This window comes from Paraburkholderia dinghuensis, from assembly GCF_003837865.1.
Classification (GTDB): domain Bacteria; phylum Pseudomonadota; class Gammaproteobacteria; order Burkholderiales; family Burkholderiaceae; genus Paraburkholderia; species Paraburkholderia dinghuensis.
In genome coordinates this window covers 25,642-40,102 of the sequence record NZ_RQIS01000022.1, presented here as the reverse complement: position 1 = coordinate 40,102, position 14,461 = coordinate 25,642, and the positions used below count along the sequence as shown (strand labels likewise).

Sequence of the window (14,461 nt, the reverse complement as noted above, 5' to 3'; positions counted from 1 at the left end):
GCGTCGGCTGAGCGTCGCGAACGTGTGACGCTCAGCCAGCAGCGAAGCGCGGATCAGGCCGCGCGATTTCCGACGGCTTCGCGGATTTGCTCCAGCGCCGAAGCATCTTCGATCGTCGGCAGATCGCCCGGATCGTGGCCTTCGGCGAGTGCCGCGATCGCACGGCGCAGCAGCTTGCCCGAGCGGGTCTTCGGCAGCATCGCGACGAAATGCACGCGTGCAGGCCGCCCGATCGCGCCGAGATTGCGATCGACGGTCGCCGCGATCGCCGCTTCGAGCGTTTTGGCCGCAGCCGGATCGGCGGCGGCATTCGCATCGCGCAGCACGACGAACGCCAGCGCCGCCTGGCCTTTCAGTGCATCCTCCACGCCCACCACGGCCACTTCCGCGACCGCCGCATGCGATGAAATCGCTTCCTCGATCTCGCGCGTGCCGAGGCGGTGACCGGCGACGTTGATGACGTCGTCGGTGCGGCCGAGGATCGTCACGTAGCCCTCGGTGTCCTGCACGCCCCAGTCGAACGTCGAGTAGACCTGATGGCCCGGCACGCTTTCCCAGTAGGTCTTCACGAAGCGCGCGTCGTCGCCCCAGACGGTCTGCATGCAGCCCGGCGGCAACGGGTAATCGAGCGTGATCACGCCTTTTTCGCCCGTCGCGCACGGCTCGCCTGTGTTCTCGTCGCGCAGCGTGAGGCCGTAGCCGTAGACAGGCACGCCCGGCGAGCCGAGCTTTTGCGGCAGCGCCTCGACACCGCGTTGAATCGCGAGCATCGGCCAGCCGGTTTCGGTCTGCCAGTAGTTATCGACAACAGGCTTGCCGAGCGCGTCCGAGATCCACGTGGCAGTCGGTTCGTCGAGCGGCTCGCCAGCAAGGAACAGCGTGCGCAGGCTCGACAGATCGGCGGCGCGCAAGAGGGCCGGGTCCTGTTTCTTGAGCACGCGGATCGCCGTGGGCGCGGTGAACATGAGGTTGATGCGGTACTGCTCGACGAGACGCCACCAGATGCCGCCGTCGGGGCGGATCGGCGTGCCTTCGTACATGACGGTCGTCATGCCCGCGAGAAGCGGCGCATAGATGATGTAGCTGTGCCCGACCACCCAGCCGATATCCGACGCGGTGAACATCGTGTCGCCTGGGCGGCCTTCGAAGATGTATTCCATCGATGCCGCGAGCGCGACCGCATAGCCGCCGACGTCGCGCTGCACGCCCTTGGGCTTGCCGGTCGTGCCCGACGTGTAGAGGATGTACGACGGTTCGTTCGATTCGAGCCATTCGCACGGGATCTGCGCGTCGTAGTACTGCTCGCGCAGCGGCTCGTAATTGACGAAATAGCTCGCTTGCAGGCGATTGGGCGCGAGCTGCCGGTCGATCAGCAGCACGTGCTGCGGGGCGTGCTGTGCGCGCGACATGGCCTCGTCGACGAGCGGCGTGTAGTCGATGACCCTGCCGCCGCGCGCGCCGGCGTCGGCGCTGACGATCAGCACGGGCTTTGCGTCGTCGATGCGCGCGGCAAGCGACGGCGCCGCGAAGCCGCCGAACACCACCGAATGGATTGCGCCGAGCCGTGCGCACGCGAGCATGGCGAACACGGCTTCGGGGATCATCGGCAGATAGATCAGCACACGCTCGCCGCGCGTCACGCCGAGCGAGCGCATCACGGCGGCCATGCGGTTCACTTCGGCGTGGAGTTCGGCGTAGGTGTACCGGCGCTCGATGCCGGTCTCGGTCGAGACGTAGACGAGCGCGTTCTGCTGCGCGCGCGAGGCTAGATGCCGGTCGACCGCGTTGAAGCACAGGTTCGTGCGACCGCCGCAGAACCAGCGCGCGAATGGCGGATTCGACCCGTCGAGCACGGTGTCGAACGGCGTTTCCCAATGGATGCGCGACGCTTCTCGCCGCCAGAAGTCTTCTGGGGCGTCAATCGATTCGCGGTGAAAGTCGCGGTAGCTGCGCATGAAAACACTCCTCCTGTTGCCCACACCTGGCGCTTTGGCGCCTCGTGCCGTCCCATGTAAAAAGCGTGCGGCCGGATCGCCGTCATGAATTTTTGAGGATAGTGCAGTGCAACGTAGACGGACAACGCGGGTTCTCCATGATGCGCCCCGTATTTGTTTGACGTCGATCTATTCGATGCCAGTATCGACGTATGAGGCCGCAATGGGCAGCTAGGCGGCCGTACGCATGCCCCGCATCGGCGCTTCACGCCGGCGCGGGGCTGCTCGCCAGCGTCGCAGCTGGCGGCAGGCCGCTTCGACGGCGGGGTCCAGTTTCGCACGCACGACGGGGTCGAGGTCGGCGCCATAGGCGTCGAGTTCGAGCGGCTGTACGCCGATCAGCACGAGATGGCGCGGTGCGCGGCCCTTGAGTCGGGCGCAGGCGAGCGCATCGGCGAAATCCATCTGATGCACGCCTACGCCGCGCGTGTGCAAGTGGTCGAGGGCGGTGTCATTGACGCATAGACGCAGCGTGCCCGGTGCGACGCCGAAATCCGCGATGTTAAACACGATCAGCCTGCCGGCGGATTCGACGAGCGGCAGCAATGCACGCCCCTGCGTGCCGCCAACGACTGCTTCCACGTTCGCCGCGCATTGCCAGTCCGCCTTGAGGCGCTCGACTGCGCGTACGCCGAAGCCCGCATCGCCCCACTGAGTGTTGCCGATGCCAAGGACGACGATGCGCTCGCGCGTGGGCGAGGCGGTGCGTTGGGCTTCGTGGATAGGGTTCAGGTTCACGCTGGAGGATCGGCATCGGATTCGGGAATGAGAATAATCTTGGGTCACTCCGAATTCGGGCTTGATTCAAATCAAATTTAGCGGGACTTGAAGATTATTTGAAACCTCTTGGCATAACCTGGATTTGTTCTGTCGGAACAAGTTTTGCTGAATTAAAAAAAGAGCGCCCGAGGGCGCTCTTTGTCTTATCGATGAAAGGGAAATCGCGTTTCGGGCGGCGTGTTCAGGTTCCCGGTTTCACGATCACCGTGCAGGTCGTGCCCGCGGCGAGGATCATGTCGTCCGGCACCTTGTCGATGTGAATGCGCACCGGCACGCGTTGCGCGAGTCGCACCCAGTTGAACGTCGGGTTCACATCGGCGAGCAGCTCGCGGCTTTGCGGATTGTCGCGGTCGTAGATGCCGCGCGAGATGCTCTCGACGTGGCCCTCGAGCGTGCCGCCGCTCATCAGCTTGATCTCGGCCTTGTTGCCCAGCTTCACGTGCGGCAGCTTGGTTTCCTCGAAGTAGCCGTAGACCCAGAACGAGTGGCTGTCCACCACGGCAAGCTTCGCCTGGCCCGCGATTGCGTAGTCGCCCTTGAACACCTGGAGGTTCGTTATGTAGCCGTCCACGGGGGAGACGACGCGCGTGCGTTCCAGATTGAGCTTCGCAGCATCGAGCGCGGCGAGTGCCTGTTGGTACTGTGCCTGCGCCGCGTTCGCGGTGTGCGATGCGTTTTCACGGTTTTCCTTCGAGACGACGAGGCTGTCCATGTCGGCGCGGCGCTTCGCATCGTCCTGGCGCATCGTCAGCTCCGCCTTGCGCGCGGCCACGGCCGCCTGCGCTTCTTCCACGGCGATCTGGTAGTGCGATGGGTCGATCTGCATCAGCAGGTCGCCCTTGTGGACGAACTGATTGTCCTGCGCGGGCAATTCGACCACCGCGCCCGAGACGTCGGGCGCGATGTTGACCACTTCGGCGCGCACGCGACCGTCGCGGGTCCACGGCTCGTCCATGTAGTGGACCCACAGCACGCGCCCGATCAGGATGGCGACGATGAAGATAATCGCCGTCGCGATAAAGCCAATGATGTTTCGGAGTGTCATGTTTGTTCGGACTACTGGGCGGTTCAACGATAGACGGCGAGGCCCAGCACGCAGCACACAATCACGAGCAGGCTCACACGGAATAGGGAGGGGTGCCAGACGACGCGGTAAATGCCCGTGCGGGCCAGTACGGAGTCGAGCACCCAGGTGATCGCCGAACCGAGGATGAACAGCAGGACGATCGCCGGAATGTAGGCGTCAAGAAACGCGACGTCACGCGGCATGGTTGGCTCCTTGCGGCGCGCCTTCGCTCGCCGTGCGCGCCGGGTGTGCCTGGTGTGGCGACAGCGGCGACTGCGGGTCGATGAGCGCGGTACGGATGAAATGCAGATGGCTGAGGATGCGCTGCAACTGATGGCGTTCTTCGCGCGGCGCTTCGATGCTTTGCAGCAACGCCTGGGCTGCGACGATGGCCGCGTCGGTGGCGGCGAGCGCGTTCTGATAGCGGCGCTCGCCGGGGCGCGCGAAAAGCGCGCTCACTGCACCGAGCATCGCGCGGATTGCTTCGCGCCATGCCGTGCCCGCAGCGTAGCAAGGTTGCGCCGGCAGCGTAGCGAGTTCGTTGCGCAGGTCGATCACGGCGTTGCCCACTTCGAGCACCGAAAAGAGCCAGCCTAGCGTGTCGCGCTTGAGTGAGTGGTCGGCGCCCGCGAGCGCGTTGATCTGGAACATCAGGTCGCGCGCGCCGCTCTCGAAGTGGTTGCGAAGGCCTTTCAGGCGCGTGCCGCAGGCATGCACGACCTGGCTGCGCAAATCCGCGAAGAGACGGTTTCGCAGCCACCGCGTGGAGGGCGGAAGAAACACGGCGAAGGCCGCTGCCGAAACCGCGATCCCCGCGACGAGTGCGAGCGCGTCGTTCATGTAGCTCATCGGGTTGTACTGCATCACGTTGTCCGGGCCCGCGAGAAAGCACAGGAAGATGCAATAGCCCATGCCGATGCCAGCGTACTTCGGGCGCGTCGTGAGGAATACGCCGAACGCGAGCGTGGGCGCGAGCACGAGAGCCAGCAGCGGAAAGCCGTCGATGTGCGGAAACACGCCGAACGTGAGGATCATGCCGACGAACGATGCGAGCACGGTGCCCACGGCCATCTGGCTCGCCGTGCGCGCCGGGTAAGGCGATGACGCCGCGAGTGCGCTCGTTGCCGCCGCGTTGAGGACGAGATTCGTGCCGCTCGGCCAGGCTGTGGCGATCCAGAACGCGCCGAGCAGCGTCATCACGACCGCCGCGCGCAGTCCCGCGACGCCCGCCGCGATCCAGTTCGTCTTCGGCACGTAGCGCGCGATCCACTTTTCGCGCGCGTGGGAGTCGACGGCGAGCGATGCATAGGTGTCCGTGTACTCGTGCATCTCGTGGATGAACCGATAGAGCAGTTCGGTCGCTGTGTCGAATTCGAGGAGATTCGCGGCGCCGTTCGCAACGAGCGCGGCGCGCGTGGCGCGTACGCGCTTGGGGAGTGTTGCGCGCCATGCTTCCAGCTGCTGCGAAACGTGCACGGCATCGGCCGCCGAGAGCACCGGCTCGCCGCCCCTCGCGAGCAGTGGCACGATCTCGTGGAAGTACGGCTCGAGCGCTTCGACGGTCGACGAGGCGCCTTCGCTGCGCAGCCGGTTCATCAGTTGATGAAGCGCGTGAAAGCGCGTGGAAGCGGTCATGAACTCGCTGTTCAGGCGTGCAAATCGACCGGCCCTGCCGCGTGATTCGGGCGACTCGAAAATCGCGCCGCTGCGCGTTGCCTCGAAAGTGACCACGTCCGCGACGAAGCGTGCGTTGGTCGCCTCGATCTGCGAGCGCTCGACGCGTCCTGCGAGCGTGCCCGACACGTAATCGACGAACGACGAGAAACGCTTGCGCACCGTCGTGCGCAGCAGGTTGCCCGAGAATTGCGGAAAGACGACGGCGCTGACGAGACCCGAGCACAAGATGCCGAGCGAGATTTCCGCGACGCGCGTGAGCGCCGACATGAACGCGGTGTCGGGATGCTGCGAGGCCGGGATGCCGATCAACGCGGCGGTGTAGCCCGCGAGGACGAAGCCATAAGAGCGGAAGTTACGGTTGCGCGCGGCGCCGGCCGTGCAGATGCCGACCCACAGCGCAGTCGACACGATGAACAGCTCAGGCTGCTGCGCGAACAGACCGATCAGTCCGAGCATCACGACGAGGCCGACGAGCGTGCCGCAGATCCGCCACGTGCTCTTCGCGAACACCATGCCGCTTTGCGGCTGCATCACGATGAAGACGGTGGTCATCGCGGTGCGCGGCTGCGGCAAGTCGAGCTTCATCGCGATGCCGAGCGCAAGCAGCGCCGCGATGATCGCCTTGAACAGATAGATCCAGACGAGACCGTCGGTGCGCGCCCAGTCGGCGATGGCAGCGGCAAAACGCGGGCCGGACACGCGCGTGGATGTCGAGGAGGAAGACTGCATGCGCGTGGCCTTACTCGTCGCGCTGGACCGGGCGACTGGCCGGCGCATCGGCATCGGGGAGCCTCGGCGCGAGCAGTGCCGCGGGCGCGAGCGGCACGTCGCGAGTCTTCTTGCCGTGTGCGGGCAGTTGGTCGGCGTCGGCTGGTCCGAGCGCTTCAGGGCCCTGGGCCGGATCGATCGCGCCGCCGCCCAGCGCCGCCACCAGCGTGGCATGCGCGGCGAGGCGCTCAGCGCCGATGCGCGCGAGACCTTCCTGCGCGCGCAGCAACTGCGTCTGCGCGATCAGCACATTCACATAGTCGGTGAGACCGCGTCGGAAGCCTTCCTTCGCGAGATCGAAGTTGCGCTGTGCAGCCGCGACCGAACGATGCGCGTCGTCATCCTGGGTCGCGAGCGAGCGCATGCGCACGACCTGGTCGGCGATTTCCTTGAGCGCGGTGACGATGGTCTGGTTGTACTGATCGACGGCGATATCGTAGGCCGCCGACTGCGCGCCGAGTTGCGCGCGCAGGCGCCCGCCGTCGAAGATCGGCAGCGAGAATGCAGGGCCGGCGGTGTAGCTGCCGCTCATCGACTTGAGGAACTGGAACAGCGGGCCCGCTGCGGCGTAGCCGCCCATCGAGACGAGCAGGTTCACGTTCGGATAGAACTCGGCTTTCGCGACGTCGATGCCGCGCGCCTGCGCGGCCACGACCCAGCGCGCCGCGACGATGTCGGGGCGATGGCCGATCAGCTCCGCAGGCAACGCCGAGGGCAGGCCCGCCGGGCTCGCGAGCGAGAGCGCCGGGCGCGCGATCGACTCGCCCGCGCCGGGGCCCTTGCCCGCGAGCGCGGCAAGCTGGTTCTTGCCGAGCGCAATCGCTTCTTCGAGCGCGTCGACCTGGCGTTCGTATTCGGGCAGCGGTGTTTGCGCCTGACTGACTTCGAGCTGTGTGCCGATGCCGCCTGCAAGGCGCCTTTGCGCGAGCGCGAGGATGTTCTGTTGTTCGCGAAGTGTTTGCTGCGCGATATCGAGTAACGCGTAGTTCATCGAGAGTCCGATGTACGCGCGCGTCACGTTGACTTCGAGTTCGAGCTGGGCCGCACGCGCGTCGGCGGCGCTTGCGTGGGCGAGGTCGAGCGCGCGCTCGGCGCTGTTTTTGCCCTGACCCCACAGATCGAGGTGGTAGGAGAGGCCGAGCGTCGCGGTGTTGTTCCAGGTATTCGTGCCGGCGAGCGGACCGGGGCCGTAGAAGACGTTATCGGCCCATTGCTGGCGCTGGATCGACATGTTGCCGTTGATCTGCGGCAGGAGGCCCGCTGCGGCGACGCCCGCCATCGAGCGCGCCTCGCGCACGCGCGCCTGTGCGGCCGCGAGCGACGGGTTACCGGCCACCGATGCGTCGATCCAGGCGTTGAGCTGCGGGTCGTTGTAGCTTCGCCACCAGTCGCTGACGGGCCACTGGGCGTCGGCGTTGGCCGCGCGGATGGCCGATCCGGCGTCGAGCTGCGACGCATCGGTCCGCGTCGCTTGCGGTGCGATGCCCCCAGTGCTGGCGCAACCTGCGATTATCAACGAGAACGTAAGAACTCCGGATGCTGCGAGTCCTTGCGGTATCGAAGGGCGCACAATTTACTCCCTGTCTTGACTATAGAACAATGAGCGCCATTATATTTTTTGATCTATTCCCGAATAACCGGTAAGAATGCAAGGCATTCTTGCCACAACTGAGACAATTGACCTTGCAAAATATGTAACAATCCATCTGTCAAAAAAGGATGGGTATGGACACGCTCCAAAACATGCGGGTATTCGTTCGGGTGGTCGAGGCGGGCAGCTTCACGGGCGCCGCGCAACACCTGAATACGACGACTGCATATGCTTCGCGCGCGGTGTCGGATCTGGAGGCGCATCTGCGTACGCGTCTTTTGAACCGCACGACACGCCGGATCGCGCTCACGGAGGCGGGGGAGCGCTACCTGCAGCGCTGCGAGCAGATTCTCGCGTATGTCGACGAGGCGGAAGCGGAGGCGGGCCACGCGCAGGCGCAGCCCGCGGGCAAGCTGAAGATCCACGCGATGACGAGCTTCGGCCAGCACTATGTCGTCCCGGCGGTGGGCGCGTACCAGGAGGCCTACCCGGATGTGAGCGTGGAACTGACGCTCGCGCAGCGCATGCCGGATCTGCTCGACGAGGGCTACGACGTGGCGCTTGTTCTTGCCACCGACCTGCCCGATTCAGGGTTCGTCTCGCAGCGCATCGCGAGCGCGTTCAGTATCGCGTGTGCGGCGCCTGCGTATCTGGAGCGCCGCGGTGTGCCAAAGACACCCAGTGATCTCGCCAATCACACCTGCCTGCAACTCGTAACGCCGGTTTTCCCGACTGCGCAATGGAAGTTCACCGGCCCCGGCGGCGAAGAAACCATCAACCTCGGCGCTGCGACGTTCCAGGTGAACGTCGCCGAGGCAATGGCGGTGGCGGTGCGCGAGGGCATGGGTGTCGGCCTCTTGCCAATCTATTCGGCCATCGGCGGGCTGCGCAGCGGCGAACTCGTCTGGATCCTGCCCGAATACAAATCGCAGGAGATGAATGTGTACGCGATGTACCCGTCGCGCCAGTATCTCGACGCGAAGATCCGTACCTGGGTGGAACTGCTGCGCGAGAGACTGCCGGTCACGCTCGCGAACGATCAGACCGAACTGCGCAAGTTCGCGCGTACCTGAACCCAGCGCCAGCGTGCGTGCCGGTGGCTCGGGCTACGTCGCGGGCTACTGGACTTGTGACAGGCCGTTACAGGCGACGCGTATCGCAACACTTCCTTACGCCCGGGCTTCCGGCGCTTTGCTAACGTAGCGGGACTCTTTGCCGCCAACGTTCAACTCTCGCCAGACCCGGAGTTTCCATGGATACGCATCTGATGATCGGCATCGCCGTGATGGTGGGCCTGATCGGCATCGCCGCGTCACGCGATCTTCTGAACATGCGCCGCTCGCGGCTTCAGCCCGTGTCGCTGCGTTCACGGCGTGCAGACGATGCACCGGCACGGTCGCGAGGCTTGCGCTGAACGTGCCGCTGGCTCGGCGCGTTGCGTCGTGGTGACGACGGGCAGAACGGTGTCTAAAGCTGTCACCCTGACACGCTCCAACATTCTTCTTTCTTTCAGCGAGTGTGGCCCGGCGGGTTCCTGTCCGACGGGTGGCGACTCGCTGTGTCGACACCCGTCAGATCTCCACGACCTTGTCCCACGCGAACGTGGGGTTCTCCGGCTGCCCGGTGCGCCGATCGCGATAGCCGCGCGGATTGCACACGACGCGCGTGCCGTTGACCGCGTAGTCGAAGCACGAGTGTGTGTGTCCGTGCACCCATAGCGCAACCGGCGCTCGCACCAGCGCATCGAGGTCGCTCACGAAGCCGCCCGAGACCAGATCATCCGCGTAGCGCGGAGCAAGGCTCTGCCGGTGAGGCGCGTGATGCGAGACGACAATCGTCTTGCCCGCGAACGGTTTCGCAAGCTCCTCTTTCAGCCACGCGAGCGCGTGCGCGTGCAGTGCGAGCGAGTCCTGCGGCGTGAAGTCGTGCGCCAGTGCGTCGGGGCGGTCCGGCCACGATACCTGGATCAATCCGCGAAAGTCGAGCATCACGCGCTTCGCGGCGGCAATCGCCTCCGCGCGCGCCGCGTCGTCGGCGCCGAAGAGCGCGAAGTCCGTCCACAGCGTCGTGCCGAGCACGCGCCAGCCGCCCGCCGGATCGACGAGCGCCGCGTTATTCAGGAAGTGGACATGGTCGACGGTGGATGCGGCGTCGCGCATCGCCGTTTCCAGTGCACCGAACTCGCCGTCGTAGTACTCGTGGTTGCCCGGCACGTAGACGACCGGCACCTGCGGATCGAATGTTTCAGCCGCCCAGCGCAAGCCGAGCGCGTGGTTGTGGATGTCCCCCGCGAGCACGACGAGATCGGCCTGCGCATGCGGGATCGTGTCGGGCTCGTCGTTCTCCAGATGCAGGTCAGACAGCACGCGGATTTTCACGATGTCGTCTCCAGATTGATTCCTCCCGCGCGCGCAATCAGCGCAGCACCTTGCCCGGATTCATGAGGTTCAAGGGATCGAGTGCCGCCTTGATCGCACGCATCAATTTCAGCTCCACTGCGCTCTTGTAGTGCGCTGCTTCGTCGACTTTCAACTGCCCGAGACCATGTTCCGCGCTGATCGTGCCGCGATGGCGTTGCACGCTGTCGTAGACGATGCGGTTCAAGGTTTTCTCGTTTTCCGCGAGGAAACGCTTCGGATCGCCGCCAACGGGCGCCTGCACGTTGTAGTGCAGGTTGCCGTCGCCGAGGTGGCCGAACGTCACCATGCGCGCACCTGGCACCTCGCGCGCGATTTCGGCGTCCGTCTCTTCGATGAACTGGCCGATACGCGAGATCGGCACGCCGACGTCGTGCTTCACGTTCAGGCCTTCCTGCGACTGGGCGAGCGAGATGTGTTCGCGCAGGTCCCAGAACGCCTGCGATTGCGCGAGGCTTTCGGCGACTACGGCGTCTTCCACGAGGCCCTCTTCGAGCGCGGTTTGCATCAGGCGTTCGAAGAGCGTGCGCGCGTGTTCCTCGCTCTCGTTGTCGGAGAGTTCGAGCAGCACGACCTGCGCGTGCCGCGTCTGGAACGGGTAGCGCATCTGTGGGAAATGGCGCCCGACGAGCTGCATGCAGAAGTCCGACATCAGCTCGAAGCCGGTCAGGAGCGGCCCGGCGTGGCGCTGCGCGAGCGCGAGGAAATCGAGCGCGGCGTAGGCAGAGCCGAGTCCTGCGAGCGCGGTGACGCGCGCGGCCGGTTGCGGGTGCAGCTTCATCACTGCGGCAGTAATGACGCCGAGCGTCCCTTCGGCGCCGATGAACAGGTCGCGCAGATCGTAGCCGGTGTTGTCCTTGCGCAGGCCGCGCAGCCCGTCCCAGATCTCGCCCTCCGGCGTGACGACTTCGAGTCCGAGGCACAGCTCGCGCGTGTTGCCGTAACGCAGTACGCCCGTGCCGCCGGCGTTCGTCGAGAGGTTGCCGCCGATCGTGCAACTGCCCTCCGACGCGAGCGATAGCGGGAACAGACGCCCGGCTTCGAGCGCACGCGTCTGGACGTCGGCGAGTATCACGCCGGCTTCCGCGGTAATGGTGTTGTTGTGGGGATCGATCTCGCGCACGCGGTTCAGGCGCCGCAGGCTCAGCACGGCTTGCTGGCCGGACGCGTCGGGTGTCGCGCCGCCCGCGAGGCCGGTATTGCCGCCTTGCGGCACCAGCGCGACGCGATGCTCGCGAGCGAGCTTCACGATGGCCGCGACTTCAGCGGTGTCGGCCGGGCACAGCACGGCGCGCGCTGCGCCTTGATAGCGGCGGCGCCAGTCGCCGAGGTAGGGTGCCGCATCGTCGGCGTCGGTCAGGACGTGCTGCGCGCCGATCGCGGCGGCGCAGGCTTCGAGAAAGGCGGTGTTGGTCATGATGTCGGGGCTGCGGGCGGGGGCGGGGAAACGCGAGCGTCGCTCATAACTTTGGGCAGATGTTTCAGTTTGACACGGCTGACGTGACCTATGTGCGCTCGCTCTCAGGCCGCTGCCGTGGCGGGACGGCGTTCGGGCGGTGCCGGCGGTGCGACCTGTGCGATAGGTGCGCCGCCTCGCCGGTTGGCGCGGCGGCCGTGCAGCTGACACCCGTTCACATTCATGCCGCTTCGCGCTTGCGGCGCCGTGCTGCGCGCTTGAACGGTGCGACGTAGGCGAGTGCGCACGCGAAGAAGCCGAGCGCGAGGGCGACTTCGACCCAGCCGAGCCGGTTGCCCGGTGCCGGATCCGTCATGCCGCGCACGATGCCTTCTGCGAGATAGAGCAGCACCAGCATCGATGCCCACTGCAGCGTATAGATGCGCCGGCGCAGCACACCCGGCAGCGCGATCATGAGCGGCAGCGCCTTTAGCACGAGCGCGCTGCCACCCGGACGGAGCGGCGCAAGCCGCCATTCCCAGGCGACGCAAAAAAGTGCAAGCGCCGCGAGCGTGACGAAAGCGCCGAGCGCGGCGCGGCGGCTTGGCGTAATGGCGTTGGACATGTCGGCAGCGTCGTACGTCGATTGCGTGGCGTGGGGTGCGCTGGCTGCGCGCGGCGAGTCGGCCGCATGGGCGTCGTCGTGCGCGTATTCGTCTCTGCGCCCGCTCACGGTTGCTCACCCAGCGCGGTCGCCGTGCGCGCCAGCCGTGCACCGAGCGCGAACGCAAGCGCTTTTTCATCGGCGGAAAGGCCGTGGCCGCGGCCGTCGGCGCGCGCGTGGTGCGACGCGCCGTAGGGCGTGCCGCCGCCTTGCGTGGTCGTGAGCGCGCTCTCGGTATAAGGAATGCCGAGGAGCAGCATGCCGTGATGCAGGAGCGGCAGCATCATCGAAAGCAGCGTGCTCTCCTGGCCGCCGTGAAGGCTTCCCGTCGATGTGAACACACAGGCCGGCTTGCCCGCGAGCGCGCCGGAGAGCCACTGTGGCGTCGTGCCGTCGAGGAAGTACTTGAGCGGCGCGGCCATGTTGCCGAAGCGCGTCGGCGAGCCGAGCGCGAGTCCCGCGCATTCCTCGAGGTCGCGCAGTTCAGCGTAGGGCGGACCATCGTCGGGGATATCGGGTTGCGTGGCTTCGCAGACCGTCGAAACGGGGGGGACGGTCCGCACGCGGGCCTCCGCGCCGGGGATGCTGTCGATGCCCTGGGCAATCGCGCGCGCCAGGTCGAGCGTCGCGCCGTGCCGGCTGTAATAAAGCACAAGGATGGGTTTCATAGGCCTCGTCGGTGGTCGCGATATTATATAAGGCTGGGTTGCCCGCTCATGCGGCGCATCGTTTCGGGAAGGCGGGCAGATGGACGTGTTGTCGAGGATTCGCATTGATCTGGACATCGTGAAGCGGCTCGCGCGCTTCGCCGTGCGGCGCAGCCGTGAAGATCGCATTCCGCAGGTCGCGGGCAGCCTCACGTTCACGACGCTGCTCTCGCTCGTGCCGCTTGCGACGGTCGCGTTCGCGCTTTTCACGGCGTTTCCCGACTTCGCGTCGTTCCAGAATTCGCTGCAGGCTTTTCTGGCCGATCACCTGATGCCTGCGCAGATCAACAGCCAGATCTTCCGGTACCTCAACCAGTTCGCGTCGAAGGCCAAGGGCCTGACGACGATGGGCATGATCGTGCTGTTCGTCACGTCGGTGATGACGATGATGACGGTCGAATCGGCGTTCAACCTGATCTGGCGCGTGCGCAAGTCACGGCCTTTCGCGCAGCGCGTGCTCGTCTACTGGTCGATTCTCACACTCGGTCCGATCCTCATCGGCGTGAGTCTCTCGATCTCGTCGTACTTCTTCACGCGTTCGCTCGCCATCGCGACCGAGCAGCACGTCTCCGGGTTGTTCGACTGGGCGCTTGCAGTCGCGACGCTGCCGCTCACGGCGCTTGCGTTCACGATGCTCTACGTCTACATGCCGAACTGTCGCGTCGCGTGGCGCGACGCGCTGGTGGGCGGCATCGCGGCGGCCGTCGCGTTCGAATGCGCGAAGCGCGGCTTCGGTTTTTACGTGCGGCGCATACCGAGCTACACCGCTGTCTACGGCGCGTTTGCGGCCGCGCCGATGTTCCTGCTCTGGGTGTATCTGAGCTGGTTCATCACGCTCGTGGGCGCGATGATCACGTCAGCCCTGCCGGAGATCCGCACCGGGCGTTTCGACCGGCCGCGCTTTGCCGGCAGTGACCTGCTCGATGCGCTCGAACTGCTGGCGCAGCTTGCCCACTCGCGTGAGGCGGGCCAGCCAGGGCGCAGTGCAGAGCAGCTTGCGCAGACGTTACGGCGCGACCTTGCGACCGTGACGTGGCTCATCGACCGCATGGAGCAGGACTTGCTCGTCGGGCGTCTGGAAAATGACGGGGCGAAACCGCACTACCTGCTGATCGCGAATCCCGCGGCCATTCCGGTGGCGAGACTCTTCGACCGCTTCGTGATCGATCGAAAGGAACTCGCGTATCAGCTCAAGGCGAAGTCGAGCGTCATCGACGCGCGCACGCTGCTTGACGCACTCGACAACGATAAGCTCGCCGTCTCGCTTGCCACGCTGCTGGCAGCATCGCGCGCCGAGGCGGACAGCGCGGTAGAGGAGAGCGCGCAACCGCGTCCATCGATGCCGCATCAGGCGGCTTGATGTGATTGCGGCGATTGCGGCGATTGCGCGGCCGCAGTGCT

Annotated in this window: 13 protein-coding genes; 3 read left to right on the top strand and 10 right to left on the bottom strand. The window is 65.7% G+C overall.

Annotated elements, in window-relative coordinates; translation table 11 throughout:
- Positions 1-53: 53 nt before the first annotated feature.
- The 6 genes from D1Y85_RS23425 to D1Y85_RS23400 form a co-directional block, all read right to left on the bottom strand.
- The gene (locus tag D1Y85_RS23425; RefSeq protein ID WP_124153464.1) at positions 54-1,955 is read right to left on the bottom strand and encodes a propionate--CoA ligase; all 1,902 of its coding nucleotides are present in this window, start codon (positions 1,953-1,955) and stop codon (positions 54-56) included.
- Between the two features lie 210 nt (positions 1,956-2,165).
- A complete protein-coding gene (locus tag D1Y85_RS23420) occupies positions 2,166-2,732 on the bottom strand; it encodes a HyaD/HybD family hydrogenase maturation endopeptidase (RefSeq protein WP_185219100.1) in 567 nt (188 codons plus the stop codon).
- 223 nt (positions 2,733-2,955) lie between these two features.
- Positions 2,956-3,819 carry an efflux RND transporter periplasmic adaptor subunit gene (locus D1Y85_RS23415; RefSeq protein WP_124153462.1) on the bottom strand — a complete coding sequence of 288 codons (864 nt, stop codon included), beginning with the start codon at positions 3,817-3,819 and terminating at the stop codon, positions 2,956-2,958.
- Between the two features lie 23 nt (positions 3,820-3,842).
- The gene (locus D1Y85_RS23410; RefSeq protein WP_124153461.1) at positions 3,843-4,043 is read right to left on the bottom strand and encodes a DUF1656 domain-containing protein; all 201 of its coding nucleotides are present in this window, start codon (positions 4,041-4,043) and stop codon (positions 3,843-3,845) included.
- Positions 4,033-6,246 (bottom strand): FUSC family protein, encoded by a 2,214-nt coding sequence (locus D1Y85_RS23405; RefSeq protein WP_124153460.1) that lies wholly within the window; start codon positions 6,244-6,246, stop codon positions 4,033-4,035. The genes D1Y85_RS23410 and D1Y85_RS23405 overlap by 11 nt, the downstream gene beginning before the upstream one ends.
- Before the next feature lie 10 nt (positions 6,247-6,256).
- On the bottom strand, positions 6,257-7,855 hold the full coding sequence (locus tag D1Y85_RS23400) for an efflux transporter outer membrane subunit (protein ID WP_124153459.1): 1,599 nt from the start codon (positions 7,853-7,855) through the stop codon (positions 6,257-6,259).
- 155 nt (positions 7,856-8,010) lie between these two features.
- Between D1Y85_RS23400 and D1Y85_RS23395 the strand changes: the two genes are divergently transcribed.
- Together D1Y85_RS23395 and D1Y85_RS27230 are read left to right on the top strand one after the other, a co-directional pair.
- On the top strand, positions 8,011-8,949 hold the full coding sequence (locus D1Y85_RS23395) for a LysR family transcriptional regulator (protein ID WP_124153458.1): 939 nt from the start codon (positions 8,011-8,013) through the stop codon (positions 8,947-8,949).
- 179 nt (positions 8,950-9,128) lie between these two features.
- Complete coding sequence (locus tag D1Y85_RS27230) at positions 9,129-9,290, top strand: hypothetical protein (protein WP_185219099.1); 162 nt, start codon at positions 9,129-9,131, stop codon at positions 9,288-9,290.
- Between the two features lie 157 nt (positions 9,291-9,447).
- On the opposite strand, the gene D1Y85_RS23390 is transcribed toward D1Y85_RS27230, so the two are convergent.
- The 4 genes from D1Y85_RS23390 to wrbA form a co-directional block, all read right to left on the bottom strand.
- Positions 9,448-10,254 carry a metallophosphoesterase gene (locus D1Y85_RS23390; protein ID WP_124153457.1) on the bottom strand — a complete coding sequence of 269 codons (807 nt, stop codon included), beginning with the start codon at positions 10,252-10,254 and terminating at the stop codon, positions 9,448-9,450.
- Between the two features lie 37 nt (positions 10,255-10,291).
- Positions 10,292-11,710: an FAD-binding oxidoreductase gene (locus tag D1Y85_RS23385; protein ID WP_124153456.1), complete on the bottom strand. Its 1,419-nt coding sequence runs from the start codon at positions 11,708-11,710 to the stop codon at positions 10,292-10,294.
- 220 nt (positions 11,711-11,930) lie between these two features.
- Positions 11,931-12,314 carry a DUF2069 domain-containing protein gene (locus D1Y85_RS23380; protein WP_124153507.1) on the bottom strand — a complete coding sequence of 128 codons (384 nt, stop codon included), beginning with the start codon at positions 12,312-12,314 and terminating at the stop codon, positions 11,931-11,933.
- Between the two features lie 104 nt (positions 12,315-12,418).
- The gene (gene wrbA / locus D1Y85_RS23375; protein WP_124153455.1) at positions 12,419-13,021 is read right to left on the bottom strand and encodes an NAD(P)H:quinone oxidoreductase; all 603 of its coding nucleotides are present in this window, start codon (positions 13,019-13,021) and stop codon (positions 12,419-12,421) included.
- A gap of 79 nt (positions 13,022-13,100) precedes the next feature.
- On the opposite strand from wrbA, the gene D1Y85_RS23370 reads away from it, so the two are divergent.
- On the top strand, positions 13,101-14,420 hold the full coding sequence (locus D1Y85_RS23370; protein ID WP_185219098.1) for a YihY family inner membrane protein: 1,320 nt from the start codon (positions 13,101-13,103) through the stop codon (positions 14,418-14,420).
- Positions 14,421-14,461: the final 41 nt, after the last annotated feature.

Excerpts from the sequence above, each read along its gene's own strand:
- D1Y85_RS23425 (WP_124153464.1), bottom strand. The coding sequence starts at position 1,955 with ATGCGCAGCTACCGCGACTTTCACCGCGAATCGATTGACGCCCCAGAA.
- D1Y85_RS23415 (WP_124153462.1), bottom strand. The coding sequence starts at position 3,819 with ATGACACTCCGAAACATCATTGGCTTTATCGCGACGGCGATTATCTTC.
- D1Y85_RS23410 (WP_124153461.1), bottom strand. The coding sequence starts at position 4,043 with ATGCCGCGTGACGTCGCGTTTCTTGACGCCTACATTCCGGCGATCGTC.
- D1Y85_RS23405 (WP_124153460.1), bottom strand. The coding sequence starts at position 6,246 with ATGCAGTCTTCCTCCTCGACATCCACGCGCGTGTCCGGCCCGCGTTTT.
- D1Y85_RS23395 (WP_124153458.1), top strand. The coding sequence starts at position 8,011 with ATGGACACGCTCCAAAACATGCGGGTATTCGTTCGGGTGGTCGAGGCG.
- D1Y85_RS27230 (WP_185219099.1), top strand. The coding sequence starts at position 9,129 with ATGGATACGCATCTGATGATCGGCATCGCCGTGATGGTGGGCCTGATC.
- D1Y85_RS23385 (WP_124153456.1), bottom strand. The coding sequence starts at position 11,710 with ATGACCAACACCGCCTTTCTCGAAGCCTGCGCCGCCGCGATCGGCGCG.
- D1Y85_RS23380 (WP_124153507.1), bottom strand. The coding sequence starts at position 12,314 with ATGTCCAACGCCATTACGCCAAGCCGCCGCGCCGCGCTCGGCGCTTTC.
- wrbA (WP_124153455.1), bottom strand. The coding sequence starts at position 13,021 with ATGAAACCCATCCTTGTGCTTTATTACAGCCGGCACGGCGCGACGCTC.
- D1Y85_RS23370 (WP_185219098.1), top strand. The coding sequence starts at position 13,101 with ATGGACGTGTTGTCGAGGATTCGCATTGATCTGGACATCGTGAAGCGG.